We start from the raw sequence: 26907 nt of genomic DNA, 5'->3' as shown, positions 1-26907 counted from the left end.
GGCGTACGCGGCTGTTCCGGATCCCGGGCATCGGGTTCCGGATTCCGGCTCGACTACTCGCACCAGTGCACGCGCAAACGCGCACCCGGCGTATCGAACGCGACGCGGATCGGGAATTCGTGTGGATCGGTGCCGGCTAGCGCATGCTCCAGCACCTGCAGTTTCTGCTTGCCGCGCAACAGCAACAAGCGCTGACCGATTGGTGCCAGGCCGGCTGGTGTCAGGGTGATGCGCCGCGGCCAAGTATTGGCGCCGGGGCAGCCGGTGGCATCCAGCGCGGCGTAGGGGAGCGGGGTGGTCAGGGCCTTGTTCAGGTCGGTGGCACCGGGGAATAGCGAAGCTGTGTGGCCGTCGCCGCCCATGCCCAGCACCGCCACGCACGCGGACGGCGCGTGTTGGGCGTGCAGGTTGGCGGCATGCACGCAATCCTGCAGCGGCTTACCGACCCGCACCAGCGGTTCGAAGCGTGCCTCCTCGGCGCGGTCCAGCAGGCTGTGTCGAATCAGATAGGCATTGCTGTCGCTGTCCTGCGGCGACAGCCAGCGTTCGTCGACCAAGCCGACCTCCAGCTTTGACCAATCCAGCGGCAGTTCGGCCAGCGCCTGGTACACCGGTGCCGGTGTGGTGCCGCCGGAAAGTAGCAGGCGCGCACTGCCGCGGCGTTGGATTTCCTCTGCTAACGCGTTGCCGATCTCGGCCGCAGCCGCGTCGATCCATTCGTCTGGATCGTCGTAGCGGATCAGGGTGATGCGGTCGGACAACGTGGCGCTCATGCCATGGCTCCTGGAGATTGCCGCGCGACATCCACTGCATAGGCAGCGGCGCCGAGCAGGCCGGGACGAGGGTGGATCACCGCCAGCGAGGGTACCCGCGCCATGATCGACGAAAATCGGCCTTTATGCTCGAAGCGCTGGCGGAAACCGGAGTGCTGAATTGCGTCGAGCATCCTCGGCACCAACCCGCCGGTCAGGAAGACCCCGTCCCAGGCGCCATGCACCAGGACCAAATCCCCGGCGATGGCGCCGAAGACCGCGCAAAACACTTGAATGGTCCGCATGGCGCGGTAATCGCCCTGGGCGGCTCGCGCGGAGATGTCTTCCGGTTTCAGTGGGCCTGGATCGTCGCCGGCCATCTCGCTGAGCGCGCGGTGGATGTTGACCAGGCCAGGGCCACACACCAGGCGTTCGTTGGAGACGCGGCCGAACTGCTGCGAGAGCAGCTCCAGAATGCGGATTTCTTCTGGCGTACCCGGCGGAAAGCTGACGTGGCCGCCCTCGGTTTCCAGCGGATAGCTGCGGCTACCGCGGACCAGCAGCCCGCCGACACCCAGGCCGGTGCCGGGACCGATCACGGCGTAGTTGCGCGACCCTTCGATTGCCGCCGGGCTCCAGCTCGCGCCACCGACCTGGACCACGTCCTGCGGTTGCAGCAGGTTGATCGCCATCGCCTGCGCGGCGAAGTCGTTGATCAGGTGCAGGACGTCGAAGCCGAGCATGCTGCCGGTACGCGAACGCGAGATCACCCAGGGATGGTTGGTGATGCGTGCTTCGTCCCCGTCCACCCGCCCGGCCACTGCGAACACGCCACTGCGCGCGTCCACGCCGGTCTGCTCCAGGTAGTGACGGGCGGCGTCGCCTAGCGATGGAAATTCCACCACCGCATAGGTCTGGGTGCTGTCGTTGAGCAGCGGGGTGGAGGCGTCCAGGTCGGCGAGGGCGAAGCGCGCGTTGGTGCCGCCGATGTCCGCGACCAGGACTGGTCGCTGCGGTGCACTCATGGTGTGTCTCGCGGCGCGGGTTTAGGTGGCGTGGCCGAGACGTAGGCTTGCGCTTCCTGCGGCCCCCAACTGCCGGCCGGATAGAGCTGCAAGGGCAGCCGTGCCTGCGCCCACGCGTCGCTGACGCTGTCGATCCAGGCCCAGGCGGCGCGCACTTCGTCGTCGCGCACGAACAGGGCGTGGTTGCCGTTGAGTGCGTCGAGCATCAGTCGCTCGTAGGCGATGCGTCGGTGCAACCCGGTCGGCACCGATAGTTCCAGTTCCAGCGGCTGCAGCTCCAGCGCGCCCCATTCCGGGCCGGCCAGGCTGCTCATCAGGTCCAGTTCGATATTTTCCTGGGGTTGCAACTGGAAGGTCAGCCGGTTCGGCGTCGCCTGTTGCGCGGTCGGCCGCTCGAACAGCCAGTGGGTGACCGGCTTGAGCGTGACCACCACGCGGGTGGAGCGCTCGGCCATGCGTTTGCCGGTACATAGCCGGAACGGCACCCCGGCCCAGCGCCAGTTGTCGATGTGGGCGGTGACTGCGACGAAGGTCTCCACGTCGCTGCCTTCCGGCGGCTGGTAGGCCTGCGCCGGCTCGCCGTTGACGGTGCCGGCGGTGTAGCGCCCGCGCACGCTGTCGCGCGCGGCGTGGGCCGCCTCCAGCGGACGCAACGCGCGCAGCACCTTGACCTTCTCGTCGCGGATACGGTCCGCTTCCAGTGAGGCCGGTGGCTCCATCGCCACCAGGCATAGCAACTGCAGGATATGGCTTTGCACCATGTCGCGCAGTGCGCCGGAGCGCGCATAGTAGGCGTCGCGGCCATCCACGCCTTCGCTTTCGGCGACCAGAATATCCACCGACTCGATGTAGTTGCGGTTCCACACCGCCTCCAGCAGCGTGTTGCCGAAGCGCAGGGCGATCAGGTTCTGCACCGCCGCCTTGCCCAGGTAGTGATCCAGGCGGAACACGCGGTCTTCGTCGATCAGCGCGCCGATCGATTGCAGGATCTCGTGCGCGTTGTCCGAGTCGTGGCCGATCGGCTTTTCCAGCATCAGACGGTTCGGCGCGGCCAGCGCGCCGCCCAAGGCCAGACCCTGGCAGGTGCTGATGTAGAGCCCCGGCGGGATCGCCAGGTAACTCACGCACTTGCGCGCGCTCAGGTCGCGCACTGCGTCGGCGACCGATTCTGGGTTGCGCAGGTCCACCGAGCGGTAGTCGATGCGGGCCAGCAGCGCCTGCACGATGGACTCGTCGATCTGTGGCATCGCCGCGTGCAGGCGCGGCTTGAGCAGCGCGTGGAACTTGGCGGTATCGTGCGGCGACAGTGCCAGCGCGCGAATGCGGAAATCGTCCGCCAGGAAGCCATCGTCGAGCATGCGCAGTAGCGATGGGAACAGGTAGCGCTGGGCCAGGTCGCCGGTGGCGCCGAACAACAGGAAGGTATCGTGCATCGACCGGATTTCGGTTTCGGGTGACATGTCGTCAATCACTAGTGGCTGGTTTTAGTTGCGTGGTGTTGGCAAGCGTGTGGCGGGCGCAGACGGTATCTGTTCTGCGGCGCAGACGAAGGCACAACGGGGGATGGTCGTCGGGCGCGAGCGTGCGATGCGAGAGAGGAATACGACTGCAAGACCTCTGAGGATACCTCTCTAATGCCTCAAGCAGCAGTGTCCTGATGCGTCGCGCGCCGGATCGGTGGCGGCCAATCACGTACAGGACCTCCCGCCGGGCAAGGGCGGATCGTGGAAACGGTTGCATGTCAGAATACCGTATCGTGGGTCATTGTTGCCGCTGAGCCGGCACGATGCGACCCGCATGGGCATACGCATGCACCGCCTTCGGGTGGGACCGGCGGCAGCCTGTTCCTTTTGCCGTAAACCGGATACCGCACGATGGCCAAAGTACGACTGGACAACATTCGCAAGGTCTACGACAACGGTCAGGTGGCCGTGCAGGGGGCCAGTTTTGACGTGGCCGATGGCGAGCTGATGGTGCTGGTCGGGCCGTCGGGCTGCGGCAAGTCCACGTTGCTGCGGATGATCGCCGGCCTGGAGGAGATCAGCGGCGGCCAATTGCGTATCGGCGAGCGTGTGGTCAACGAGGTGGCGCCGAAGGATCGCGACATCGCCATGGTGTTTCAGAGCTATGCCTTGTATCCGCACATGACCGTGGCCGAGAACCTGGCGTTTGGGCTCAAGTTGCGTGGGGAGAGCAAGGCGGTCATTCGTCAGCGCGTGGCCGCCGCCGCGCAGACCCTGGGCCTGACCCCGATGCTGGACAAGTTGCCGCGCGCCATGTCCGGTGGCCAGCGTCAGCGCGTGGCCCTGGGCCGCGCGCTGGTGCGCGAGCCGGCGGTGTTCCTGCTCGACGAGCCGCTTTCCAACCTGGATGCCAAGCTGCGCCACACGGTGCGCACCGAGATCGCGCAGCTGCATCGCAAACTCGGCACCACCATGATTTACGTCACCCACGATCAGGTCGAGGCGATGACCCTGGGTCAGCGTATCGTCGTGCTCAAGGATGGGGTCATCCAGCAGATCGATGCGCCGATGGCACTGTACGAGCGCCCGGCCAATCTGTTCGTGGCGGGCTTTCTCGGCAGTCCGGCAATGAATGTGCTGCGTGGGCAATTGCTCGAAGACGACGGCTTGCAGTTGCAACTGGCCGACGCCAGTCGGGTACCGTTGCCGGGCGCGCAGGTCGCGCCGCAGTGGATTGGTCGGCAGATCGCGATCGGCGTGCGTCCGGAGCATCTGCAGCCTAGCGAGGCTGGACAGGGAGGATTCGATGCGATCGTGGATGTGGTGGAGCCGGTCGGTAACGAGATTTTCGTCAACCTCCGCCATGGTGCGCAACCGTTGGTGATGCGGGTCGCGCCGCGCGCGCTGCCAGGGCTGGGCGAGCATCTGCCGGTGGCGGTACGCGGCGCGGCGCTGCATTTCTTCGATCCTGACAGCGGCAATCGGCTGGCGGCAGCCTGAAGGTGCGCCGGCATTGCCACGGCGCCGCGCGCGACGGCTCGCATGTGGCCGTGGCTGCATGGCGTGCGCGCTCAGCGTGCCAGCCCTTCGCGCAGCGGCTGCCAGTGCGCGGTGCGTGCTTGGACCTGCAGTCCGTTGGGCGGTGCCTCTTCCAGTGGTAGTACCGCCAGCGCCAGCGCGCCGGCAGCGCTGACTACGCTGCCGATTGTCTCGCCTTCGCGCAGGACCGGCGCACCGGCTGCGACCGGGACTTCCAGTTCCAATAATTGCAACCCACGTTTGGCCTTGCCCAGGAAATGGGTGCGGGCGACGATTTCCTGGCCCGGATAACAGCCCTTTTTGACGCTGAAGGCGTGCAGCCGGTCCAGCCCGAGTTGTTGCGGGGTCCATTGTTCGCGCTGGCTCGGGTCCAGCCGGGCCAAGCCCAGGCGCAGGTCGGCCTCGCGCCAAGCATCCACGACGGTCTGCTCGGCTGCATGACCGGCCTGCGCCGGCAGCATGCGTAGCGTGCGCGGCAGGCCATCGCCTCCCATGTCCAGCTCGATCGCTCCGTCCTCGCCGGTCGCCGACAGCGCACCGTGTGCCTGCGCCGGCAGGCTCAGCCGGCCGTGGGCGCGCAGATCGTCTTCTGCGGCGATGCGCAGCTTGCGCCGGAACACGAAGCGGCCCAGCGCCGTGGCCAGTTCGGCTGCGCCGCCATCGGGCAGCAAGGCCAGCAGCGTGTCCTCTGCCTGTCGCAACAGCGCGAACAGCACGATCACCCGGCCTTTCGTGTTGAGCCAGGCGTTCCATTGCCACTGCCCCACTTGCAGTGCTTGCACGTCGTTGGCGAACTGCGCATGAGCAAAGGCGACTGCATCCGGGCCGCGCAATGCAACGTACTCCAGGTGTGGCAGGGCGGAAAAACCGCCGGAATCCAGATTCAGGTTGTCAGGCACGAGAGTGGAGGACTAAAATTGAGTTGTTGTGAGACCCTTATGATAGGCCAACCAACCCCCATACCCGAGTCCGATCCCAAAACGCAGCGGCCTGCCGAGGAGACACCTCCGCGTCCGGCGCCTGCGCCGAAGGAGATCGGCGGGCGCGGCGGCCTCGAGCCGACGCGCTACGGCGACTGGGAGAAAAACGGACGCTGCATCGATTTCTGAGCAGTTGTGAGCCAACGCGGCCTTAAGCACGCCGCCCAGCCGAGATAACGAGCCAAGCGCATGGCGACCCGTGAACGTCCCCTCTCTCCCCATCTGCAGGTCTATCGTTGGCAGATCCAGATGGTCACGTCCATCTTGCACCGCGCCACCGGCATCGTGCTGGCGTTCGGTGCCTTGGTCATCGTCGCCGCGCTGTTGGTGCTGATGCGCGGGCAGGCCTCCTGGGACTGCTTCCGTGCAATGGCGGGCACCTGGTACGGCCAAGTGTTCCTGTTCGCCTGGAGTTGGGCGTTCGCCTACCACCTGTGCAACGGCCTGCGTCACATCGTGCAGGACTTCGGTCACGGCTTCAGCATTCCTGCGTTCTTGCGCAGTAGCTGTCTGTCGGTGATCGGTAGTCTGGTCATCGTGGCGCTGATCTGGGTGGACGTCCTCACCGGAGCTGCCGCATGAATCGTTACCGTACCCCGCTGAAGAACGTGCGCGGCCTGGGCGCGGCCAAGTCCGGCACCGAACACTTCGTGCTGCAGCGGCTCACCGCTACCGCCCTGGTCGGCCTGACCATCTGGTTCCTGACGTTCGTGCTGGGCCTGCTCGGTGCCGACTATGTCACCGCGACCCAGGCGGTCGCCAAACCATGGAATGCCATGCTGCTGGTCGGTTTCCTGATCGCGATGTTCTGGCATGCGCAGATCGGATTGCAGGTGATTGTCGAAGACTACGTGCACAACTCGCTGCTGGCCGTGGCGCTGCAGACCATGGTGAAGTTCATCGCCGTGCTCGGCGCAATCGTCGGTGTATTCGCGGTCGCCCGCATTGCGCTGGGCAGCGCCTGATCGGCGCCCGTAACAGGAATTCAGACTCGATGTCCGCTTACAAGATCACCGAACACAAGTACGACATGGTCGTCGTCGGCGCCGGCGGCGCTGGTTTGCGTGCGACCTTCGGCCTGGCCCAGAAGGGCCTGCAGACGGTCTGCCTGACCAAGGTCTTCCCGACCCGCTCGCACACCGTGGCCGCGCAGGGTGGTATTTCCGCCGCGCTCGGCAACATGGGCGAGGACGATTGGCGCTACCACTTCTACGACACCATCAAGGGGTCGGACTGGCTGGGCGACCAGGACGCCATCGAATACATGTGCCGCGAGGCGATCCCGGCGATCATCGAGCTCGAACACTACGGCGTGCCGTTCAGCCGTACCGAGGACGGCAAGATCTATCAACGTCCGTTCGGCGGCATGACCACCAAATACGGCGAAGGCCCATCGGCGCAGCGCACCTGCGCCGCGGCCGACCGCACCGGTCATGCCATGTTGCACACCCTGTACCAACAGTCGCTGGCGCACAACGCACGTTTCATGGTCGAGTACTTCGCGCTCGACCTGATCTTCGACCAAGAGGGTGTGTGCCGTGGCGTGCTGGCGCTGGATATGGCCGAGGGATCGCTGCACCTGTTCCGCGCCCATGGCGTGGTGCTGGCCACCGGCGGCTATGGTCGTGCCTACTTCAGCGCTACCTCGGCGCATACCTGCACCGGCGACGGTGGTGGCTTGGTGATGCGCGCTGGCCTGCCGGTGCAGGACATGGAGTTCGTGCAGTTTCATCCAACCGGCATCTATGGCGCCGGCTGCCTGATCACCGAGGGCGTGCGCGGCGAAGGCGGCATTCTGCGCAACAGCAGCGGCGAGCGTTTCATGGAGCGCTATGCACCGCACTACAAGGACCTGGCCTCGCGCGATGTGGTGTCGCGTTCGATGACCATCGAGATCCGCGAAGGTCGCGGTGTCGGCGAACACAAGGATCACATCCTGCTCGACCTGACCCACCTGGGGCCAGGCGTGATCGACGAAAAATTGCCCGGCATCGCCGAGAGCGCGCGCATCTTCGCCGGTGTCGATGTGCATAAACAACCGATTCCGGTGTTGCCGACCGTGCACTACAACATGGGCGGCATCCCCACCAACTATCACGGCGAAGTGGTGCGTAAGGACGGCGACAACCCGGATGCGGTGGTGCCCGGCCTCTACGCCATCGGCGAGGCGGCCTGTGTGTCGGTGCATGGCGCCAACCGTCTTGGGTCCAACTCGTTGCTGGATCTGGTGGTATTCGGACGCGCGGTGGCCAACCGCTGTGCCCAAACGATCAAGACCGATGCGCCGCACAAGGATCTGCCGGGCGACGCCTGCGACAAGGCATTGAGCATGCTGGACAAGCTGCGCCACGCCAACGGCAGCACCCCGACCTCGGTGATTCGCGACAAAATGCAGCGCACCATGCAGTCCGATGCTGCGGTGTTCCGTACCAGCAAGACGCTGAAGGAAGGCGTGGACAAGATGGCGGAGATCTTCGCCAGCTTCGAGGATGTGAAAGTGTCCGACCGCTCGTTGGTGTGGAATTCCGATCTGATCGAGACCTATGAATTGAACAACCTGCTGCTCAACGCGGTGGCGACGATCAACTCGGCCGAACAACGCAAGGAAAGCCGCGGCGCGCACGCGCACGAGGATTTCCCGGAACGCGACGACGCCAACTGGCAGAAGCACACCTTGGTCACCGTCGACGACAAGGGCCAGTGCAGCTTCGACTATCGCCCGGTGCACATGTACACGCTCAGCAATGACGTGGACGTGGTGCCGCCGAAGCCGCGCGTGTATTGATCCCAGGGCAGGATCGGCGATGCAATCCAACATGCTCTCGCTGACCGTGATTGCGCTTGGGCTGCTGTTGGCATTGCGCGTCCTGTTCGAACGGTCGATGCTGGGTGTCGAGAGAGAGGTCAGGGCCTTGGTCTGCGCCGCTCTCTCGATTGTCAGTGACATTTTTTTCCTAAACATGCGTGCGGTGCGGATCTCCTTCCCGCGCACGCAAGCCTGAGCCAACGAGAACAGCCATGGCAGAGTTCAGCCTCCCCAAGAATTCCAAGATCGGCAAAGGCAAGCACTATCCCGCCAAGGGCGCGAAGAATGTGCGTACCTTCAAGGTCTACCGCTGGAATCCGGACGACGACAGCAATCCGCGTACCGACACCTACGAGGTGGATTTGGACGCGTGCGGTCCGATGGTTCTGGATGCGCTGATCAAGATCAAAAACGAGATCGACCCAACCCTGACCTTCCGCCGCTCCTGCCGCGAGGGGATCTGTGGTTCGTGCGCGATGAATATCGACGGCACCAATACGCTGGCCTGTACCAAGGCGATTGCCGATTGCGGCAAGCGGGAAGTGCCGATCTACCCGCTGCCGCACATGAGCGTGGTCAAGGATCTGGTCCCCGACCTGACCCACTTCTACGCCCAATACGCCTCGATCAAGCCATGGATCCGCACCCAGACCCCAGCGCCGCCGGATCGCGAGCGGCTGCAGTCGCCGGAGGATCGTAAGAAGCTCGACGGCCTGTACGAGTGCATCCTATGCGCCTGCTGCTCGACCAGTTGCCCGAGCTACTGGTGGAACGGCGAGCGCTATCTGGGGCCGGCCATCCTGCTGCAGGCCTACCGCTGGATCATCGATTCGCGTGACGAGGACACCGGTGCGCGCCTGGATGATCTGGAAGACCCGTTCAAGCTGTATCGCTGCCATACCATCATGAACTGCGCGCGGACCTGCCCGAAGGGGCTGAACCCGGCGCTGGCGATTGCCGAAATCAAGAAATTGATGATGGCGCGCCGCGCCTGATCGGCTCGGCTCGGCGAGCCGTCTCACTGCGGCGGGTTTGCCCGCCGACCACGCGGCAACGACTCTGCGATTCGGTGCCGCGTTTGTTTCGGCGACCGCTGCGGCGCGCCGTCACCAGGCAAGGGTCGATACGATGGACGACACCACCGAACTGAAAAAGCTGCGTTGGCGCTGCCGGCGCGGCATGCGCGAGCTGGACCAACTGTTCGGTCGCTACCTTGATCAGCGCTGGGCACACGCACCGACAGTCGAACGCGGGGTTTTCCTATCGCTGCTCGATTGCGAGGACGATAAATTATGGCGCTGGTTCATGGGGTATGAGGCTTGTCCCGATGCGCATGCCGCCGATCTCATCGCCACCATCCGCGCCATGCCGGCTTGAGTGGCGTCCCTCGCGCTGGCTGCTGGCCGCGCTGAGCTTGCTGGGGGTTTTGGCACCGCTGTCCATCCTCGGTTCGGACCTGCCGCGCGGCGTGGCGTGGCCGGCGGCACTGTTGGCCTTGCTGTATGCGCTGGCGCTATTGCGCAGCGAAGCCGCGCGTCTTCCTTGCATCGTGCTGATCCCTGCCGGGCCCGGCACTGCCACCGTGGACGGCGTGCCGGTCGCCGCGTTGCAAGTTCATTGGCGCGGGCCATTGGCATTCGTGCGTTGGCGCGATGCGCAAGAGCGGTTGCGACATCTGGTGTGGTGGCCCGATACGCTGCCGGCGCCGGCACGACGTGAACTGCGTCTGGCCGCACAGGCCCATGCCGCTTCGTCTGCGCCTCCGTAAATGGCACCATAGCGCTTCCTGGATGGTGGCTGCGCATGTTCAAACCTTTACCCGTGGCCATCGGCCTGCGCTATCTGCGCGCCAAACGTCGCAATAATTTCATTTCCTTCATCTCCATGGCCTCGATCCTCGGCATCGCGCTGGGCGTGACCGTGTTGATCACCACGCTGGCGGTGATGAGCGGTTTCCAGAAGGAGATCCGCGACCGTCTGCTGCAGATGGCCGCGCATGCCACGGTCAGCGCGCAGGGCGCGCCGATGCAGGACTGGCAGCACGCGGTGGACGTCGCGATGCACGACCAGCGTGTGGCCGGTGCCGCGCCCTATGTCGAGGAAGAGGCGCTGTTGACCGGTCTGCGCAACCAGCCGGCGATCGTGCGCGGCATTGTGCCTGCGGAGGAAGCCAAGGTCTCGGTACTGGCGAAAAAGATGAAGCAGGGGTCGGTCGACAGCTTGACTCCCGGTTCCTACAACATCGTACTCGGCCAGGAATTGGCGTTGTGGTTGGGCGTGGCCGTGGGCGACAAGGTCGTGGTGATGCTCGGTGAGCCGCAGGCCAGCCCGATGGGCATGGTGCCGCGTTACAAGCGCTTCACCGTCAGCGGTATCTTCGAGGCCGGCTACAACGAGGTCGACCGTGGTCTGGCGGTGACCAACATGACGGATTTGCAGCGAGTGCTGCGCATGGGCGACGGCGTGACGGGCGTGCGGTTGAAATTGCACGACATGGACTTGGCCTGGAACGTGGCCCGCGATCTGGCGTTGAAGCTGCGTGGGCCATACATGGTCAGCGATTGGACCCGCGAGAACGCCAACCTCTATCAGTCACTGAAGATGGAAAAGACCGTCATGGGCATCCTGCTGTCGCTGATCATCGCGATGGGGGCGTTCAACCTGGTGTCCTCGCAGGTGATGCTGGTGACCGACAAGCAGGCCGACATCGCGATTCTGCGCACGCTTGGGTTGAGTCCGAGCGGGGTGATGCAGGTGTTCATGGTGCAGGGCACGTTGATCGGCGTGATCGGTACCGTCGCCGGTGTGATCGGTGGCATCGTGCTGACATTGAACCTGGAACGGATCCTGGCGGCCATCGAAGCGGTGTTCAATATCAAACTCCTGCCCGAGGATGTGTACTACATCACCGGCTTGCCGACCGACATGCAGCCGCACGATGTGGTCGTGATCACCGTCGTGGCGTTGTTGATGAGTTTCCTGGCCACGTTGTATCCGGCATGGCGCGCGGCCCGCACGCAACCAGCGGAGGCGCTGCGCTATGAATAAGCAACCGCAATCGCCGATGGGAAATCCTCAGCCGTCGGTGTCGCCGTTGGGCGGGGCGGCCGTTCGTGCCGAAGCGTTGGCCAAGACCTACGCCGAAGGCAAGATGCGCACAAAGACCGTCATGGGCATCCTGCTGTCGCTGATCATCGCGATGGGGGCGTTCAACCTGGTGTCCTCGCAGGTGATGCTGGTGACCGACAAGCAGGCCGACATCGCGATTCTGCGCACGCTTGGGTTGAGTCCGAGCGGGGTGATGCAGGTGTTCATGGTGCAGGGCACGTTGATCGGCGTGATCGGTACCGTCGCCGGTGTGATCGGTGGCATCGTGCTGACATTGAACCTGGAACGGATCCTGGCGGCCATCGAAGCGGTGTTCAATATCAAACTCCTGCCCGAGGATGTGTACTACATCACCGGCTTGCCGACCGACATGCAGCCGCACGATGTGGTCGTGATCACCGTCGTGGCGTTGTTGATGAGTTTCCTGGCCACGTTGTATCCGGCATGGCGCGCGGCCCGCACGCAACCAGCGGAGGCGCTGCGCTATGAATAAGCAACCGCAATCGCCGATGGGAAATCCTCAGCCGTCGGTGTCGCCGTTGGGCGGGGCGGCCGTTCGTGCCGAAGCGTTGGCCAAGACCTACGCCGAAGGCAAGATGCGCACGCCGGTGTTCGACGGACTGGACCTGAGCGTGGCCCCGGGCGAGACCGTGGCCATCGTCGGCGCCTCCGGTGCAGGCAAAAGTACTTTGCTGCATTTGTTGGGAGGCCTGGACGTCCCTACCTCCGGTGAGGTCTACGTCGCCGGTCAGCGCATGTCGGCGCTGACCGACGCGGCACGTGGGCAACTGCGCAATCGCTCGCTTGGATTCGTCTACCAGTTTCATCATTTGCTACCCGAATTCACCGCGTTGGAAAACGTGATGATGCCGGTGCTGCTGAGTGGGGCGCCGATGCACGACGCCGATGCGCGCGCGCGCGCCTTGTTGGAATCGGTTGGCCTTGGTCATCGCCTGGAGCACAAGCCGGGCGAATTGTCCGGTGGCGAACGCCAGCGTGCCGCTGTGGCACGCGCCCTGGTCAACCGCCCGGCCTGCGTGCTTGGCGACGAACCCACCGGCAATCTCGACGATAAGACCGCCGCCAACGTCTTCGCACTGATGCTGGAACTCAATCGTGCACACGGCACCAGCCTGGTGTTGGTCACGCATGATCGCGGTCTGGCGCGCAAGCTTGACCGGGTATTGGAACTGCACCAGGGCAAGTTGCGCGAACTCGCCCCTGCCGAGGTCTGATGCGTCATCGCGATGTTGCGGTATCGCGTGCGGCGTGATGCGTCTGCGCTGTTTTGGCGGCGTGTGCATCGTGCAGACGCGTTGTCGTGTGTGCGGCGGCGTGCATGCGGCGACCGGCAAACTCCGATGCCTTGCGAGGTGTTTATCCGATAGGGAAGCTGTGCCCGCTGTGCGAGGCTGAGCCTGACATCGATGCGGCGTGTGCTGGCGACGCGTCCGCACGGGTGTCCGGATCCATGCCAGGGAGGGCAGGTCGCATGCCGGGTTGTCTTCAGTTCATGCGCACCACGTTGCCAGTCACTCTGGCGCGTCAGCGCGCAGCGGTCGCACCGTTCGGCATCGCCGTCGCGGTCAGTCTCGCTGCCGGCGTGCTGGCCGCGCTGTGGCTGCCGCGTTTGCTCCCATGGCCATTGTCGCTGGCGGCGCTACTGGGCGGCTTGCTGCTGTTTGGCGTGTCGCCACGCTGGCGCTGGTTGGGCGCGTTTGCGGTCGGTGCCGGTTGGCTGGGATTGATCGCGGGGAGGGTACTGGCGCAGCAGTTACCCCCAGATTGGGAAAGCCACGTGACCACTCTCAGTGGTCAGGTGGTGGACTTGCCACAGTCGCAGCCACGGCGCACCCGTTTTCTTATCCGCGTGGATACCGATGCGACACAACCGGCACCGCTGCGTGGACGCCTGCTGCAACTGGCTTGGTACGATGACTTCGGTGCGCTCCAGCCAGGGTCGCGTAGCGCCTTGCGTGCGGATGCACACTGGCGCTTGAGCGTGCGCCTGCGTGCGCCACGCGGGCTCAGCAACCCAGGTGGTTTCGATGCCGAGGCATATGCGCTCGCGCAACGGATCGCCGCCAGCGGTTATGTCGTCGCGCCGCGCGCGGCAATGCAATTGGCGCCCGGGCAGGGCATCGATGCCTGGCGCGAGCGTGTGTCGGCACGCATCGCCGCGACCGTGCCGAACGCATCGGCGCGCTACGTACAGGCGTTGGCGTTGGGCGACACTCGGCGTCTGGATGATCGCGATTGGCGCATCCTGCGCGCGGCAGGGCTGACCCATCTGATCGCCATTTCCGGCTTCCATGTGGGGTTGGTTGCGGGAGCCTGTGCCTTGTTTGCGGGCGGAGTGTGGCGGCTGTGGCCGCGTCTGGGGCGATCATGGCCACGGCATCAGGCGATGGCCTTGCTGGCGATGCTTGGCGCAGCCGGTTACACCGCGCTATCGGGCATGGCGCTGCCCACGGTCCGCACCGCGTTGATGATCGCGGTGGTCGTGATCGCGCGCCTGTGGCGGCGTCCGGTGCGGGTGGTCGATGCGCTGGCGTTGGCGGCAATCGTCATGCTGATCGCCGATCCGCTGGCGGTGCTGTCGGCCGGTTTCTGGCTGAGTTTCTTCGGCGTCGCCTGGTTGGTCTGGTGCATGCCCAAGGCGGGCAGCGGCTGGCGCGACAAGTTGCGCGAATTCCTCTCTGCGCAAGGCGTTGCCACGCTCGGCCTGTTGCCGTTGAGCACGATGCTCTTCGGTCAGGCGTCGGCGGTCGGTCCATTAGCCAACCTGTTGGCGATCCCGTGGTGGAGTCTGGTCGTGGTTCCCTTGGCGTTGCTCGGGACTGCGCTGGACACGGTCCACGCCGGAGCGGGCATCTGGGTGTGGCGCACGGCAGCGTTTTGTTTCGATCTGACATGGCCGGTGTTCACTAAGCTGGGAGAGAGCCGCTTCGCCCTGTGGTGGTTGCCCGAGCCGCGCGACTGGGCGTTGCCGCTGGCACTACTTGGTGCGTTCTGGTTGTTGTTGCCGCGCGCGGTGCCGGGCAAGCCGCTGGCGGTGTTGTTGTGGTTGCCGTTGTTCTGGCCGCCATTGGAGCGGCCAGCACCGGGTGAAGTGGAATTGGTGATGATCGATGTGGGGCAGGGATTGTCGGTGCTGGTGCGTACCGCGCAGCATCAACTGCTGTACGACACAGGTCCTGCGGTCAAAGACGGGTACGACGCTGGCGAGCGGGCAGTGGTGCCAGCGCTGCATGCGCTGGGTGTGGCGCGGTTACAGCGCGTGGTGATCAGTCACGGCGACAACGATCATGCCGGGGGTTTTGCAGCTGTCCGCGCTGCTTTGCCGGTTGCTTTGGCGCAGGCACCTGCCGGTGCGCCGGTACTGGTGGATCGGCCATGCGTTGCGGGAACCGGCTGGGAGTGGGACGGCGTGCGCTTTCGCTTTCTGCATCCGCCTTCCAGCTTTCCCTATCTCGACAATGAATCCAGTTGCGTGCTCCGCGTCGAAAGTGACTATGGCGCGATCCTGCTCACTGGCGATATCGACGATGTGATCGAACGTCGGCTGCTGCGCCAGGCACCACAGGACCTGCACGCCGAGGTGGTGCTGGCCCCACATCATGGCAGCGCGCAGGCATCGCAACCTGCGTTCGTCGCCGCCACCGGCGCGCGGCTGGTGCTGATCTCGGCGGGCGAGGGGAACCGCTTCGGCCATCCGCGGCCGGAGGTGGTCGCGCGTTGGCAAGCTTCCGGTGCGCAGGTCGCGTGCACCGCCCAAGCAGGCGCATTGCGCGTCTGGCTTGGGCATGCCGGTGTGCAACTGCGCCAGCGGCGGCCATGGCGGGCGCGGTTGTGGGATGCGGCGGAGCGAGCGCGGACGGCTGCTATCCTATCGGCCAGTGAACGAACGGCCGAACGTGCCGGAGGGATGCGACGTGTTGGAACTGGTCAAGGAGCGGGCAGTGGTGCCAGCGCTGCATGCGCTGGGTGTGGCGCGGTTACAGCGCGTGGTGATCAGTCACGGCGACAACGATCATGCCGGGGGTTTTGCAGCTGTCCGCGCTGCTTTGCCGGTTGCTTTGGCGCAGGCACCTGCCGGTGCGCCGGTACTGGTGGATCGGCCATGCGTTGCGGGAACCGGCTGGGAGTGGGACGGCGTGCGCTTTCGCTTTCTGCATCCGCCTTCCAGCTTTCCCTATCTCGACAATGAATCCAGTTGCGTGCTCCGCGTCGAAAGTGACTATGGCGCGATCCTGCTCACTGGCGATATCGACGATGTGATCGAACGTCGGCTGCTGCGCCAGGCACCACAGGACCTGCACGCCGAGGTGGTGCTGGCCCCACATCATGGCAGCGCGCAGGCATCGCAACCTGCGTTCGTCGCCGCCACCGGCGCGCGGCTGGTGCTGATCTCGGCGGGCGAGGGGAACCGCTTCGGCCATCCGCGGCCGGAGGTGGTCGCGCGTTGGCAAGCTTCCGGTGCGCAGGTCGCGTGCACCGCCCAAGCAGGCGCATTGCGCGTCTGGCTTGGGCATGCCGGTGTGCAACTGCGCCAGCGGCGGCCATGGCGGGCGCGGTTGTGGGATGCGGCGGAGCGAGCGCGGACGGCTGCTATCCTATCGGCCAGTGAACGAACGGCCGAACGTGCCGGAGGGATGCGACGTGTTGGAACTGGTCAAGGGCGGGTGGCTGGCCGATGCTGCCATTGCTGCTGTTGGGCGTGGTCGCGCTGGCGATTGTCCTGGAGCGGTTCTGGAGCCTGCGCCGTAGCGAAGTTCTGCCGCCGGGGCTGGGTCAGGAAGTGCGCAATTGGGCCACACGTGGCAAGCTCGATCCGACCCACATCGAATCGTTGCGGCGCAATTCGCCATTAGGCGCGCTGTTGGCTGCCGGCCTGGATGTGCGCCACCGTTCGCGCGAGATCGTGCGCGAGCGCATCGAAGATACAGGCCGTCATGTCGTCCATCGGATGGAACGTTTTCTGAATGCCTTGGGGACGGTTGCATCGGCCGGACCGCTGTTGGGTCTGCTTGGCACGGTGGTCGGCATGATCCAGATGTTCCTTGGCATCCTCGACCATGGTGTCGGTGACGTGAACCAGCTTGCAGGTGGCATCGGCAAGGCGCTGGTGTGCACCGCGACTGGCATGATCATTGCGGTGCCTGCATTAATCTTCCATCGTCATTTTAAAAATCGTATTGCTGGCTACATCATCGAGATGGAGCAGGAGGCCACGGCGTTGACCGACGTGTTGGAGGGCCACGGCCGTACCAGCATACCGGCGGCATCCGCACGACCGGCGGCGCAGAGCGCCACCGCCGCGACCAAGGGCTGAGCCGGTGCGGATTCGCGACGAGCGTGGTGAGGACGAGCCGCATATCGACTTGGTGCCGCTGATCGACGTCATCCTGGTGCTGATTATCTTTTTTGTCGTGACGACGACCTTCGAGGCTCGCTCCACGCTGCAGTTGCAGCTACCCAACGCCAGCGACCAGCATACAGCGGTGCCGCCGCGTGCTCTGAGCGTGTTGATCAATGCCGATGGGCATTATTTCGTCAACGATCAAGAAGTGCTGCGCACGGATTTGCAATCGGTCAAGCGCAGTATCGCTCAGGTCGCTGGTGAGGACCGCACCCAGCCTGTGCTGCTGCGTGCCGATGCGCGTACCCCGTATCAGGCGGTAGTCACCGTGCAGGACGCGCTGGGTCAGCTTGGTTTCCGCCGCATCGCCATCGCCACTGCACCCGATACCAACAGGGACGGAGGCAACAAGTGAACGCACCATTCGCCACGCCCGATCAAGACTCGCCCTGGCGGACCTATCGCCGCTTGTTGTCGTATGCCGGTGGCTACCGTGGTTTGTTATTGATCGCCGCCGTTGGCGCGTTGTTGGAAGCTGTGGCCGGCTCGGGTTTTCTCGCGCTGATGAAGCCGATCACCGACGAGACCTTCATTGCCCGCAACCGCGAGGTGGCGATGTGGCTGCCTCTGCAGATCGTCGGTTTGTTCGTATTGCGCGGTCTTGCCGGTTACTTCACCGATATGGCGATGGGACGCGCGGCGCGCAGCATTGCTCGCGACTTCCGCGTCAACGTGCTGGACAAATACCTGCGCCTGCCGGGTAGCCGCTTCGATGTCGAGCCGGTGGCCTCGATGCTGGTGCGGCTGGGCTCGGACAGCGATCAGGTGGCGCAGGCGGCGGTCGATGCGATGAAGGTCATGGTGCAGCAGACGTTGCAGATCGTCGGCGCGCTGGCGGTGATGCTGTGGTATAGCTGGACGGTGACGGTGACGATTTTGCTGGTGGCGCCGCCGCTGGCCTGGGTCATGGACCGGGTGGCCAAGCGCTACCGGCGGGTCAGCCACCGCATCCAGGAAAGCAATGCGGAATTGATGCAGGCCGCCGAGCAGGCGCTGTCCGGCAATCAGGAGGTCAAGGTCTACGGCGCACGTGCCAGCGAAATGCAGCGCTACCAGGATCTGGCCGATACCAACCTGCGTCTGGCGATGAAGGTCGAATCCACCCGTGGCATCTCCTCGGCTGCGGTGCAATTGCTGGGTGCGATCGGCCTGGCCGCGCTGTTGCTGATCGCCGGTCACGAGGCATTGGCCGGGCGTTTGACTGCCGGCGAGTTCGTTTCGCTGATGACCGCGATGATGGCGATCATTCCGGCATTGAAGAATCTCACCAACGTGCAGAACATGCTGCAACGTGGTGTTGCTTCGGCGCAGCGGTTGTTCGTGGTGCTGGATGCGCCGGAGGAGCAGGACAGTGGCACACGCCGCATCGGTCGTGCGCAAGGGTTGATCGAATTCCGCCAGGTGACGGCGACCTATCCGGGACAGATCCGCCCGGCCTTGGCCGAGGTCAGTTTCGTTGCCGCACCTGGAACCGTGACCGCGATCGTTGGGCGTTCCGGTAGCGGTAAATCGAGCTTGGTCAAGTTGATTCCACGTTTTTATGACCCGCAGTCCGGCCAGATTCTGCTCGATGGCCAGCCGTTGCAAGATTACCGTCTGGCCGATTTGCGCCGGCAGATTGCGCTGGTCGGGCAGCAGGTGATGCTGTTCGATGGCAGCATCGCCGAGAACGTTGCCTACGGGGAGATGCGCGAAGCGGATGCGGCGCAACTGCGGCACGCGATTGCCAATGCCAACGCCATGGAATTCGTCCAGCAGTTACCCGATGGCATGCAGGCTCAGGTCGGTGCCAAAGGTGGCCGCTTGTCCGGCGGTCAGCGTCAGCGCTTGGCGATTGCGCGCGCCATGCTCAAGGATGCCCCGATTCTGATCCTCGACGAGGCCACTGCGGCGCTGGACAACGAATCGGAGCGCCTGGTGCAAGACGCGCTGCATCGGTTGATGCCCGAGCGCACCACGCTGGTCATCGCGCACCGTCTGTCCACCATCGAACACGCCGACCAAGTGCTGGTGATGGATCAGGGCAGTATCGTCGAGCGCGGCACCCATCGCGAACTGCTGGCACTGGGCGGCGTCTACGCGCACCTGCACCGCATGCAGTTTCGTGAAAGGCCGTTCGAATGAGTGACGAACGTGGACGGCAGACTCCTGCCTATTGGTACGGCACCGGCACCGCGCCGCTGTGGGCGCACGCGCTGACGCCGCTGTACGCGGGGGTGATCGCGCTGCGCCGCGCACTGTATCGTCGTGGCTGGCGTAAGCGTCACAGTCTCGCCGTGCCTGTGGTGGTGGTGGGTAATCTCACCGCGGGTGGTACCGGTAAAACACCGTTGACCATCGCGCTGGTGCGGCGTCTGCAAGAAGCGGGTTGGACGCCGGGGGTGGCTTCGCGTGGCTACGGTCGTCGCCAGGATCAGGTCGCGCGCTGGATCGAGTCTGCAACAGATGCCGAGCTCGGTGGCGATGAGCCGGTGTTGATCGCGCACAAGACCGGCGTGCCGGTGCGGGTGGATCGCGACCGCGTCGCCGCCGCACGCGCACTGCTGCAGGCCGGTTGCGACATCGTGGTCTGCGACGATGGATTGCAGCACTATCGGCTGCAACGTGACGTCGAGATCGAGGTGGTGGATGGTCAGCGCCGTTACGGCAACGCTCGTCTGCTCCCGGCCGGGCCACTGCGTGAGCCGGTCGCGCGCGGCGGCGAATGCGACTTTCGGGTCGTCAACCTGGGCCAGGACAGTGACAGCGGAGAGGTCCAGGTCGGCTTCGGCGAGTGGGCCATGCGCCTGCGCATCGAGAATGCACAGCCTATGCGCGGTGGTCGCGGGCGGTCGTTGCAAAGTTTTGCCGGCCAGCGTGTGCATGCCGTGGCGGGTATCGCGCATCCGCAGCGCTTCTTCGCCATGTTGCGCGCGCATGGCATCGGGGTGGTGCCGCATGCGTTTCCCGATCACCATCGTTACAGTGCGGCAGATCTGGCCTTTGGCAGCGAGTTGCCGGTGCTGATGACCGAGAAGGACGCGGTCAAGTGTGCCGCGCTTGTCGATGATTGGTGCTTCAGTGTGCCGCTGGTCGCCGAATTGCCAGCGGCATTTTGGATTGCACTGCTGGATCGGCTGGACAAGCTGCGTGGTCGCGCCGGCAATGTCGCCGAGTGAGCTGCCCGCGTGCCGAGGAATGTGATGCGCGCAGTGTCCGATGGCGCAGCGCGATAGAATCCTGGTGTATGTCGGGCCTTCGTGGTGCTTCGGCTCTCGCCGATACAATGCGATATGCCGCGTCGTGAGGCCGCGGCCGCGCTTGGCGCGTGCATCCGGGGCGCGTCTGCTTTGCCATTCATGACAACTCTGCGGAGAGACCATCGATGATGTTCGTATCGCGATATTTCCTGCCTTCGTCCGCCGTTGCCGGCATCGCTGTCGTATGAGCGGCGCTGTTTCTTCGCCGTCGTTCGTGGTCGCCATTCCTGCTCGCTATGCGGCCTCGCGCTTGCCGGGTAAGCCGTTGCGGTTGCTTGGCGGTGAGCCGTTGATCCGCCATGTGGCGCGCTGCGCGCTGGCCGCTGGCGCACAGCAGGTGTGGGTGGCGGCTGACGATGCGCGCATTGCCGCAGCGGTGCAAGATCTGCAGGGGGTACATGTGGCGGCGACTTCGGCCGAGCACGTCTCGGGCACTGATCGCCTGGCCGAATGCGCCGCTATCGCCGGCTGGGACGATGGGACCCTGGTCGTCAACTTGCAAGGCGACGAGCCGTTCGCGCCTGCCGCGGGCATCGTGGCAGTGGCGCAGGCATTGGCCGAAAGCGGCGCCGAAATGGCAACTTTGGGTACGCCTGTGGATGCGGCCGACCACCTGTTCGACCCAAACGTTGTCAAGTTGGTGCGTAATGCGCAGGGCAATGCGTTGTATTTCAGTCGTGCGCCGATTCCATGGCACCGCGAGGCGTTTGCCGCTTCCCGCACGCAATTTTCCCTGCCTGGTCCATGGTTGCGTCATATCGGCATCTACGCGTATCGCGCCGCTTTCCTGCGCCGGTTCGCGGCGATGCCGCCTGGGCAACTGGAGCAGATCGAGTCGCTGGAGCAGTTGCGTGTGTTGGAGGCTGGCTTCCGTATCGCGGTGGCGTTGTCGCCGGCGCCGTTCCCGCCCGGGGTCGATACCCCGGAGGATCTGGCACGTGCCGAGGCATACCGACAGGGCATGGCATGAAGCTATTGATGGTCTGTTTGGGCAATATCTGCCGCTCGCCAATGGCCGAAGCTGTGTTACGTCATCACCTGCAGCATTCGCCACTGGCCGAGCAGGTGCAGGTGGATTCCGCCGGTACCGGAGATTGGCATCGTGGCGAGCCGCCAGACCCGCGTGCGATCGCTTGCGCCCGTGGTCACGGCGTGGATATTTCCGGGCTGCGTGCGCGGTCGCTGTGCGATGCCGATTTCGCCGCGTTCGACTGGATCTTGTGCGCCGATGCCAGCAATCTGCGAGACCTGCGTCGGCGCGCGCCGATCACGGCGCGTGCGCAGATGGCGCTGTGGCTGCCTTGGGCCGGAGTCGCGGCAGGTGAGGAAATTCCGGATCCGTACACCGGCGACAGCACGCACTTCGAGCGTGTTTGGCGCTTGGTAGACGAAGCCGCCGTCGCTAGCGTGGCGCGGCTCTCCGCTACCTTCGACTCCGGCATAATTGACCGATGAATTCCATTACTGATTTGGAACTGTTGTCGTCCAGTGTTTGGCTGAATGCGGCGCCGACCACCCTGCGTGAACAGCAGGGGCGCGCTTTGGTGTTGGCCTTCGTCAACGCTGCCTCGGTGTGGTGCGTGCAGCGCTTGGCCGAACTGAGCCATTGGCAGACGCGCAATCCGGGCCGGTTGCAGGTCATCGCGGTGCAGGTGCCGCGTTTCGACAGCGAACGCGAACCGGAGGGCGCGCTGAAGCTGCTGCGTCGCCAAGGTATTTCGGTGCCGATTGTGCTCGATGCGGATTGGAAGATCTGGCAGCGTTTCAATATTCATTCCTGGCCGACGTTGGTGCTATTGGACGCCGATGGCTTCGAGTACGAGCGTCTGGTCGGGATCGGTGGCGTCGCGTTGGACAGGGCGCTGCAAGGGGTGTGCGCCGAACAGCCGCTGTCGCTGGACGAGGATTTGCGCGATGTCCGCGAGACTCAACCAGAGCCGCGTTTGCCCTTGCGTTTCCCCACGGGTCTGGCTCTGGCAGAGGATCGCCTGTATATCGCCGATAGCGGTCATCATCGCATTCTCGAATGCACGACCAGTGGCCGTGTGCTACGCCAGTTCGGCACAGGCACTGCGGATTTCATAGACGGTGAACTGGGTCAGGCGGCGTTCCATCGTCCGCAGGGGTTGGCCTTGCAGCGTGGGGTGCTGTACGTCGTCGATACGGGCAACCACGCACTGCGTCGTATCCACCTGTTGACCGGCCAGGTCGACACGCTGTGCGGCAACGGACGTGCTGGCGAGCCGGTCGAAGGCCCGGTGGGGCAGCCCCTGCTGGTCGCGTTGAACCACCCGCAGGATCTCGTGGTCGCCGATAACCATGTGTACATGGCGATGGCCGGCGACAACTGCATCTGGAGCTATGAACTCGGCAGCCGCAGCTTGCGCCGGTGTGCCGGTGCGGGAGCGCTGGAGTTGCGCGACGGCAGTGCCTATCTGGCCGCGTTCGCGCAGCCGTGCAGTCTGGCGGTGGTGAATCAGGTGCTGTATGTCTGCGATGCCTTGGGATCGTCGGTGCGCTCGATGCAGTTGCGCGGGGACCTGGTGCAGACCTTGCTCGGTGGTCGGGGAGTGTGGGATTTCGGTCATGAGGATGGTCCGCGCAGCAGTGCCAGGCTGCAATTCCCGCAAGCGATCGCGCTCAGTCCGGACGCGCCGCTGCTGTGGATCGCCGACAGCGGCAACGGCAGTCTGCGCAGTCTGCGTCTGGGTGGTGGGGAATTGTCGACCGTGGCGTTGCCACGGCGCTTGCACGGTCCGGCTGGGCTGGCGGTCGGTGCCGGGACGGTGTGGATTGCCGAGACCGATGCGCATGCCGTGCTGCGCTACGACATTGCTAGCGGCGAACTGAGCGAGCTGCCGATCAGCGAATGAGCGCCTCCGCATTGCCCGCGTTCGATGGTAAGGCGTTTGCCGCCAACCTCAGTACTGCGCCGGGTGTGTATCGCATGTATGCCGCCGACGACACGTTGCTGTACGTCGGCAAGGCCGGCGCGCTGCGCAAGCGCGTGTCCAGCTATTTCAGCGGTTCGCCGAAAAACGCACGGACCATGACCATGCTGGCGCAGGTGGCGCGCATGGACGTGACTGTCACGCGTAGCGAGGGCGAAGCGTTATTGCTGGAAAATCAACTGATCAAATCGTTGGCGCCGCGCTACAACGTGTCGTTGCGCGACGACAAAAGCTATCCCTATGTCCTGTTGACCCGCGAGGAGTGGCCGCGGATCGCCTTGCATCGCGGTCCGCGCGCGGTGCCTGGGCGCTATTTCGGTCCGTATCCGGGCGTGACCGCCGTGCGCGAGACGCTCAACCTGATGCATAAGCTGTTCAAGCTGCGTAATTGCGAGGACAGCGTGTTCCGCAATCGTTCGCGACCGTGTTTGCAATACCAGATCGGCCGCTGTAGCGCGCCATGCGTGGCCTTGGTGGCGGCCGACGAATACGCCGAGGCAGTACGCCGCGCCATGCTGTTTCTGGACGGTCGCAGCGACCAGCTCGGTGAGGAACTGGTGCAGGCGATGCAAATGGCCAGCGAGCGGCTTGAGTTCGAGCGTGCCGCTCGCCTGCGCGATCTGCTCGGCGCGCTGCGCAGCATGCAGACCCGGCAATATGTCGATGGTCGCGCAGCGGATTTGGACGTACTCGCTTGCGCCACCCAGGGCGCGCATGCCTGCGTGCTGCTGCTGGCCTTCCGCGATGGCCGTAATCTCGGGACACGCACGTTTTTTCCCAAGACCAATGGCGAGGAGAGTGCGGCTGAAGTGCTGGGCGCGTTCGTGTCGCAGTACTACGCCGAACATCCGCCGCCGCGCGAGGTGTTGTTGGATCGCGAGATTACCGACGCCGCGTTGATCGAAGCGGCATTGAGTTCCGCTGCCGAGCGCAAAGTCCAACTCAAATGGAACGTGCGTGGTGAGCGTGCTGGCTATCTGGAGCTGGCCAGCCGCAATGCGCAGATCGCGTTGGTCGGCGAACTGAGCAGCCATCAGGCGCAGCATGCCCGCAGCGAGGCGTTGCGGGAAATGCTGGAGCTGGAGGAGCCGGTTAAACGCGTGGAATGTTTCGACATCAGCCACACCATGGGTGAGGCGACGGTGGCATCGTGCGTGGTTTTCGACGCCAGTGGCCCGGTGCGCAGTCAATATCGGCGCTACAACATCAGCGGCATTGAGCCGGGCGACGACTATGCGGCGATGCGTCAGGCGATCGAGCGCCGCTTCCGACGTGCCGTGGAAGGCGAAGCCAAGGCGGAGGCGGTGTTGCCGGATGTGTTGTTGATCGACGGCGGTGCCGGCCAGTTGGCGCAAGCCAGCGCGGCGCTGATCGCGCTGGGCGTGGAGGGCGTGCGGTTGATCGGCGTCGCCAAAGGCGTAGAACGCCGTGCCGGTCACGAGACCCTGCTCATGCCGGACGGGCGCGAGTTGCGTCCTGGTGCGGCGTCGCCGGCGCTACAGTTCATCCAGCAGGTGCGCGACGAGGCGCATCGTTTCGCCATCACAGGCCATCGTGGTCGCCGCCAGAAGGCGCGTATGACCAGCAAACTCGAAGACATCCCAGGCATCGGTCCACGTCGCCGCGCCAGCCTGCTGAAGCATTTTGGAGGACTGGCTGGGCTCAAGGCCGCTGGCGAAGCGGAGATCGCGCGGGTGGACGGCATCAATGACGCACTGGCCGCGCGAATCTACGCTAACCTGCATGGACTGCCGGTCCCCGACCCGGCAGGCGAGTAGAGCAGCGCAATGAAGTTGACCATCCCTACCTGGCTCACGCTGCTGCGGATCGTGATGATCCCGATCTTGGTCCTGGTGTTTTACTTGCCCTATCCGTGGACCAACTTCGCCGCCGCTGCGATTTTCGGCGTGGCTGCATTCACCGATTGGCTGGACGGCTGGGTGGCGCGGCGCTACCACCAATATTCGGCGTTTGGTGCGTTTCTCGATCCGGTTGCCGACAAATTGATGGTGGCAGTGGCGCTGTTCCTGATCGTGCAGGGCCATCCGACCCCATGGATGGCGGTCTGGGCGGCGGTGATCGTTGGTCGTGAGATTGCGGTGTCGGCGTTACGCGAATGGATGGCCGAAATCGGCCAGCGTGCCAAGGTGCGGGTGGCGATGATCGGCAAGATCAAGACCACCGCACAGATGGTCGCGTTGCTATGTCTGCTGTATTCGGTGATGCCCGATGGCTCGCCGCCGCAGAGTGTGTGGATGGGGTTGTTCATCTTCCATGTCGGCGATTGGACGCTGGCGATCGCCGCGATCCTGACCCTGCTGTCGGGGATCCAGTACCTGCATGCGGCCTGGCCGAGCCTGCGCGCCGACGAGCGTGCGGCGGTGGCGGAAAAGAGTGCAAAAAAAACCGAAGCTAATAGTTGACAGCCTCTGCGTTCCAGGTAGAATTCGCGGCCTCAAGCGGGAATAGCTCAGTTGGTAGAGCGCAACCTTGCCAAGGTTGAGGTCGCGAGTTCGAGTCTCGTTTCCCGCTCCATATTCAGGCCCATCGACAGACATCGATAGCGGCAAACGCTTCAGATCAAGAACATCGCCCCGTTTCGCCCTTCCCTAGATCCACTCGGCGATGGCGTTCTTTGCATTCTGACCCAGATCGACCACGCACCCCGACTATCTGCTGCCGAACGAATGGCAGCAGGTAACGGATAGACGTGACAGCGGAGTTTGCATGCCGCAAACAATGTGGACCCGCACAGGTGACAGATGAACGATGATCTCTCCCGGCATCCGTAAGGCGCGATGCAGTCAGCGGCAGGGTAATGTCGACGCAGTAAGAGTGCGGGACAGATGTTTTAATTGCGCAACAGCGAGCAGCCGCAAAACCAACGGCGGGTCGTTGAATCGAGATGGAGGCCTGGGTCGGAATTGAACCGGCGTACGCGGATTTGCAGTCCGCTGCATAACCACTCTGCCACCAGGCCGATGGACTTAACATCTCGTCGGAGCGCTATCGCCGCGATCGACAAAAACAAAGCCCCGCTGTCGGGGCCTGTGCCGCAGAAGCTTTACACTTTCTGCACTTGCAACCCAAGAGTTTGATTCAAAAGAATTTTCTGAATCCAACAGATAGCAAGGGAGTGCATTGTGGACCAAGCTCCACAGCTTGGCAACCCCGCAGCGGCCAAGCGTGCGAACTGCAAATCCGCACCACACACAAACCCGCACTGCACCGCAGCGCATCGCGCAGAAGCGACGTCCCCCCAAGTTTGAGTAGCACATTGGTTTGGAGTCCGATCCCTACCCCGAGGAGATTGGACGTGAAGAAGCGTTTTTCCGAAGAACAGATCATCGGCTTCCTGCGCGAAGCCGAAGCCGGTGTGGCCATCAAGGATCTATGCCGGCGGCATTGCTTCAGTGAGACCTCCTACTACCTGTGGCGCAGCAAGTTCTGAGGGATGAGCGTGCCCGATGCCAATCGGCTCAAGGATCTGGAGACCGAGAACGCGCGGCTGAAGACGTTGCTGGCCGTGCAGCTGTTCGAGAACGACTTGATCAAGGAAGCGCTGCGAAAAAAATAGTCAGCGCACCGGTGCGTCGTGCGCTGGTGCACGAGTGGATCCAAG

General features: G+C 64.2%; 24 protein-coding genes, 2 tRNA genes and 4 pseudogenes. 25 read left to right on the top strand and 5 right to left on the bottom strand.

Annotated features, from left to right (window positions below; genetic code table 11):
- Nucleotides 1–53 precede the first annotated feature (53 nt).
- From pgl to zwf, 3 genes are read right to left on the bottom strand one after another with little or no spacing between them, the layout of a single operon-like run.
- Nucleotides 54–773, bottom strand: a complete 720-nt coding sequence (gene pgl / locus XANALMUS060_RS07360) for a 6-phosphogluconolactonase (RefSeq protein ID WP_045737837.1) — start codon at nucleotides 771–773, stop codon at nucleotides 54–56.
- A complete protein-coding gene (gene glk, locus XANALMUS060_RS07355; protein ID WP_045737836.1) occupies nucleotides 770–1777 on the bottom strand; it encodes a glucokinase in 1008 nt (335 codons plus the stop codon). Before glk ends, pgl begins: the two co-directional genes overlap by 4 nt.
- Nucleotides 1774–3210, bottom strand: coding sequence for a glucose-6-phosphate dehydrogenase (gene zwf / locus XANALMUS060_RS07350; RefSeq protein WP_045737978.1), 1437 nt, complete (start codon nucleotides 3208–3210; stop codon nucleotides 1774–1776). The genes glk and zwf overlap by 4 nt, the downstream gene beginning before the upstream one ends.
- A gap of 441 nt (nucleotides 3211–3651) precedes the next feature.
- Between zwf and ugpC the strand changes: the two genes are divergently transcribed.
- Nucleotides 3652–4740 carry a sn-glycerol-3-phosphate ABC transporter ATP-binding protein UgpC gene (gene ugpC, locus XANALMUS060_RS07345; protein WP_045737835.1) on the top strand — a complete coding sequence of 363 codons (1089 nt, stop codon included), beginning with the start codon at nucleotides 3652–3654 and terminating at the stop codon, nucleotides 4738–4740.
- A gap of 71 nt (nucleotides 4741–4811) precedes the next feature.
- Here ugpC and XANALMUS060_RS07340 read toward each other — a convergent pair whose 3' ends face one another.
- Nucleotides 4812–5678, bottom strand: a complete 867-nt coding sequence (locus tag XANALMUS060_RS07340; protein ID WP_045737834.1) for a folate-binding protein YgfZ — start codon at nucleotides 5676–5678, stop codon at nucleotides 4812–4814.
- On the opposite strand from XANALMUS060_RS07340, the gene XANALMUS060_RS23005 reads away from it, so the two are divergent.
- The 23 genes and pseudogenes from XANALMUS060_RS23005 (at nucleotide 5580) to XANALMUS060_RS07235 (ending at nucleotide 25820) form a co-directional block, all read left to right on the top strand.
- Complete coding sequence (locus XANALMUS060_RS23005; protein WP_200894021.1) at nucleotides 5580–5888, top strand: DUF1674 domain-containing protein; 309 nt, start codon at nucleotides 5580–5582, stop codon at nucleotides 5886–5888. The genes XANALMUS060_RS07340 and XANALMUS060_RS23005 overlap by 99 nt on opposite strands.
- Before the next feature lie 60 nt (nucleotides 5889–5948).
- Nucleotides 5949–6341, top strand: a complete 393-nt coding sequence (gene sdhC / locus XANALMUS060_RS07335; protein WP_045737833.1) for a succinate dehydrogenase, cytochrome b556 subunit — start codon at nucleotides 5949–5951, stop codon at nucleotides 6339–6341.
- Nucleotides 6338–6724, top strand: a complete 387-nt coding sequence (gene sdhD / locus XANALMUS060_RS07330; RefSeq protein ID WP_045737832.1) for a succinate dehydrogenase, hydrophobic membrane anchor protein — start codon at nucleotides 6338–6340, stop codon at nucleotides 6722–6724. The genes sdhC and sdhD overlap by 4 nt, the downstream gene beginning before the upstream one ends.
- A 29-nt stretch (nucleotides 6725–6753) precedes the next feature.
- A complete protein-coding gene (sdhA, locus tag XANALMUS060_RS07325; RefSeq protein WP_045737831.1) occupies nucleotides 6754–8544 on the top strand; it encodes a succinate dehydrogenase flavoprotein subunit in 1791 nt (596 codons plus the stop codon).
- A gap of 19 nt (nucleotides 8545–8563) precedes the next feature.
- Entirely contained in the window at nucleotides 8564–8761 is a 198-nt protein-coding gene (locus XANALMUS060_RS07320; RefSeq protein ID WP_045737830.1) for a hypothetical protein, read from the top strand.
- Between the two features lie 16 nt (nucleotides 8762–8777).
- A complete protein-coding gene (locus XANALMUS060_RS07315) occupies nucleotides 8778–9560 on the top strand; it encodes a succinate dehydrogenase iron-sulfur subunit (protein ID WP_045737829.1) in 783 nt (260 codons plus the stop codon).
- 133 nt (nucleotides 9561–9693) lie between these two features.
- Nucleotides 9694–9942 (top strand): succinate dehydrogenase assembly factor 2, encoded by a 249-nt coding sequence (locus XANALMUS060_RS07310; protein WP_045737977.1) that lies wholly within the window; start codon nucleotides 9694–9696, stop codon nucleotides 9940–9942.
- Nucleotides 9893–10333 carry a hypothetical protein gene (locus XANALMUS060_RS07305; RefSeq protein ID WP_045737828.1) on the top strand — a complete coding sequence of 147 codons (441 nt, stop codon included), beginning with the start codon at nucleotides 9893–9895 and terminating at the stop codon, nucleotides 10331–10333. Before XANALMUS060_RS07310 ends, XANALMUS060_RS07305 begins: the two co-directional genes overlap by 50 nt.
- A 35-nt stretch (nucleotides 10334–10368) precedes the next feature.
- On the top strand, nucleotides 10369–11613 hold the full coding sequence (locus XANALMUS060_RS07300; RefSeq protein WP_045737827.1) for a lipoprotein-releasing ABC transporter permease subunit: 1245 nt from the start codon (nucleotides 10369–10371) through the stop codon (nucleotides 11611–11613).
- A 112-nt stretch (nucleotides 11614–11725) separates the two neighbouring features.
- Nucleotides 11726–12166 (top strand): annotated as a pseudogene (locus XANALMUS060_RS07295) (FtsX-like permease family protein); the annotation flags it as partial.
- Nucleotides 12159–12908, top strand: coding sequence for a lipoprotein-releasing ABC transporter ATP-binding protein LolD (gene lolD / locus XANALMUS060_RS07290; RefSeq protein ID WP_045737826.1), 750 nt, complete (start codon nucleotides 12159–12161; stop codon nucleotides 12906–12908). The pseudogene XANALMUS060_RS07295 and the gene lolD, both read left to right, overlap by 8 nt.
- 278 nt (nucleotides 12909–13186) lie before the next feature.
- Nucleotides 13187–15586, top strand: a pseudogene (locus tag XANALMUS060_RS07285) (DNA internalization-related competence protein ComEC/Rec2); the annotation flags it as partial.
- Nucleotides 15480–15989, top strand: a pseudogene (locus tag XANALMUS060_RS21870) (MBL fold metallo-hydrolase); the annotation flags it as partial. The pseudogenes XANALMUS060_RS07285 and XANALMUS060_RS21870, both read left to right, overlap by 107 nt.
- A gap of 380 nt (nucleotides 15990–16369) precedes the next feature.
- Nucleotides 16370–17008: a MotA/TolQ/ExbB proton channel family protein gene (locus tag XANALMUS060_RS07280; protein WP_152640427.1), complete on the top strand. Its 639-nt coding sequence runs from the start codon at nucleotides 16370–16372 to the stop codon at nucleotides 17006–17008.
- Between the two features lie 4 nt (nucleotides 17009–17012).
- Nucleotides 17013–17450 (top strand): biopolymer transporter ExbD, encoded by a 438-nt coding sequence (locus XANALMUS060_RS07275; protein ID WP_045737825.1) that lies wholly within the window; start codon nucleotides 17013–17015, stop codon nucleotides 17448–17450.
- Entirely contained in the window at nucleotides 17447–19219 is a 1773-nt protein-coding gene (gene msbA / locus XANALMUS060_RS07270; protein ID WP_045737824.1) for a lipid A export permease/ATP-binding protein MsbA, read from the top strand. Before XANALMUS060_RS07275 ends, msbA begins: the two co-directional genes overlap by 4 nt.
- The gene (lpxK, locus tag XANALMUS060_RS07265; RefSeq protein ID WP_045727733.1) at nucleotides 19216–20253 is read left to right on the top strand and encodes a tetraacyldisaccharide 4'-kinase; all 1038 of its coding nucleotides are present in this window, start codon (nucleotides 19216–19218) and stop codon (nucleotides 20251–20253) included. Before msbA ends, lpxK begins: the two co-directional genes overlap by 4 nt.
- A 265-nt stretch (nucleotides 20254–20518) precedes the next feature.
- Entirely contained in the window at nucleotides 20519–21304 is a 786-nt protein-coding gene (kdsB, locus tag XANALMUS060_RS07260) for a 3-deoxy-manno-octulosonate cytidylyltransferase (RefSeq protein ID WP_045737823.1), read from the top strand.
- A complete protein-coding gene (locus tag XANALMUS060_RS07255; protein WP_045737822.1) occupies nucleotides 21301–21789 on the top strand; it encodes a low molecular weight protein-tyrosine-phosphatase in 489 nt (162 codons plus the stop codon). Before kdsB ends, XANALMUS060_RS07255 begins: the two co-directional genes overlap by 4 nt.
- On the top strand, nucleotides 21786–23207 hold the full coding sequence (locus tag XANALMUS060_RS07250) for a nhl repeat protein (RefSeq protein ID WP_045737821.1): 1422 nt from the start codon (nucleotides 21786–21788) through the stop codon (nucleotides 23205–23207). Before XANALMUS060_RS07255 ends, XANALMUS060_RS07250 begins: the two co-directional genes overlap by 4 nt.
- Nucleotides 23204–25063 (top strand): excinuclease ABC subunit UvrC, encoded by a 1860-nt coding sequence (gene uvrC / locus XANALMUS060_RS07245; protein WP_045737820.1) that lies wholly within the window; start codon nucleotides 23204–23206, stop codon nucleotides 25061–25063. Before XANALMUS060_RS07250 ends, uvrC begins: the two co-directional genes overlap by 4 nt.
- 9 nt (nucleotides 25064–25072) lie before the next feature.
- On the top strand, nucleotides 25073–25708 hold the full coding sequence (pgsA, locus tag XANALMUS060_RS07240) for a CDP-diacylglycerol--glycerol-3-phosphate 3-phosphatidyltransferase (protein WP_045727728.1): 636 nt from the start codon (nucleotides 25073–25075) through the stop codon (nucleotides 25706–25708).
- 36 nt (nucleotides 25709–25744) lie between these two features.
- Nucleotides 25745–25820: transfer RNA gene (locus tag XANALMUS060_RS07235), tRNA-Gly, on the top strand.
- 371 nt (nucleotides 25821–26191) lie between these two features.
- On the opposite strand, the gene XANALMUS060_RS07230 is transcribed toward XANALMUS060_RS07235, so the two are convergent.
- Nucleotides 26192–26265, bottom strand: a tRNA-Cys gene (locus XANALMUS060_RS07230).
- 336 nt (nucleotides 26266–26601) lie between these two features.
- Here XANALMUS060_RS07230 and XANALMUS060_RS18400 point away from each other — a divergent pair.
- Nucleotides 26602–26907, top strand: a pseudogene (locus XANALMUS060_RS18400) (transposase); the annotation flags it as partial.

Source organism: Xanthomonas sp. MUS 060, from assembly GCF_000963215.1.
Lineage (GTDB): Bacteria > Pseudomonadota > Gammaproteobacteria > Xanthomonadales > Xanthomonadaceae > Xanthomonas_A.
Note: the sequence above shows the minus strand (reverse complement) of the source record. Positions and strands in the feature narration are given on the sequence as shown.

Bases quoted from the DNA above. Each gene is read 5' to 3' on its own strand.
- pgl (WP_045737837.1), bottom strand. From the start codon at position 773: ATGAGCGCCACGTTGTCCGACCGCATCACCCTGATCCGCTACGACGAT.
- XANALMUS060_RS07300 (WP_045737827.1), top strand. From the start codon at position 10,369: ATGTTCAAACCTTTACCCGTGGCCATCGGCCTGCGCTATCTGCGCGCC.
- sdhA (WP_045737831.1), top strand. From the start codon at position 6,754: ATGTCCGCTTACAAGATCACCGAACACAAGTACGACATGGTCGTCGTC.
- kdsB (WP_045737823.1), top strand. From the start codon at position 20,519: ATGAGCGGCGCTGTTTCTTCGCCGTCGTTCGTGGTCGCCATTCCTGCT.
- XANALMUS060_RS07280 (WP_152640427.1), top strand. From the start codon at position 16,370: ATGCTGCCATTGCTGCTGTTGGGCGTGGTCGCGCTGGCGATTGTCCTG.
- XANALMUS060_RS07310 (WP_045737977.1), top strand. From the start codon at position 9,694: ATGGACGACACCACCGAACTGAAAAAGCTGCGTTGGCGCTGCCGGCGC.
- uvrC (WP_045737820.1), top strand. From the start codon at position 23,204: ATGAGCGCCTCCGCATTGCCCGCGTTCGATGGTAAGGCGTTTGCCGCC.
- XANALMUS060_RS07315 (WP_045737829.1), top strand. From the start codon at position 8,778: ATGGCAGAGTTCAGCCTCCCCAAGAATTCCAAGATCGGCAAAGGCAAG.
- XANALMUS060_RS23005 (WP_200894021.1), top strand. From the start codon at position 5,580: ATGAGCAAAGGCGACTGCATCCGGGCCGCGCAATGCAACGTACTCCAG.
- sdhC (WP_045737833.1), top strand. From the start codon at position 5,949: ATGGCGACCCGTGAACGTCCCCTCTCTCCCCATCTGCAGGTCTATCGT.
- XANALMUS060_RS07255 (WP_045737822.1), top strand. From the start codon at position 21,301: ATGAAGCTATTGATGGTCTGTTTGGGCAATATCTGCCGCTCGCCAATG.
- lolD (WP_045737826.1), top strand. From the start codon at position 12,159: ATGAATAAGCAACCGCAATCGCCGATGGGAAATCCTCAGCCGTCGGTG.
- sdhD (WP_045737832.1), top strand. From the start codon at position 6,338: ATGAATCGTTACCGTACCCCGCTGAAGAACGTGCGCGGCCTGGGCGCG.
- pgsA (WP_045727728.1), top strand. From the start codon at position 25,073: ATGAAGTTGACCATCCCTACCTGGCTCACGCTGCTGCGGATCGTGATG.
- glk (WP_045737836.1), bottom strand. From the start codon at position 1,777: ATGAGTGCACCGCAGCGACCAGTCCTGGTCGCGGACATCGGCGGCACC.
- zwf (WP_045737978.1), bottom strand. From the start codon at position 3,210: ATGCACGATACCTTCCTGTTGTTCGGCGCCACCGGCGACCTGGCCCAG.
- ugpC (WP_045737835.1), top strand. From the start codon at position 3,652: ATGGCCAAAGTACGACTGGACAACATTCGCAAGGTCTACGACAACGGT.
- XANALMUS060_RS07250 (WP_045737821.1), top strand. From the start codon at position 21,786: ATGAATTCCATTACTGATTTGGAACTGTTGTCGTCCAGTGTTTGGCTG.
- lpxK (WP_045727733.1), top strand. From the start codon at position 19,216: ATGAGTGACGAACGTGGACGGCAGACTCCTGCCTATTGGTACGGCACC.
- XANALMUS060_RS07320 (WP_045737830.1), top strand. From the start codon at position 8,564: ATGCAATCCAACATGCTCTCGCTGACCGTGATTGCGCTTGGGCTGCTG.
- XANALMUS060_RS07305 (WP_045737828.1), top strand. From the start codon at position 9,893: ATGCGCATGCCGCCGATCTCATCGCCACCATCCGCGCCATGCCGGCTT.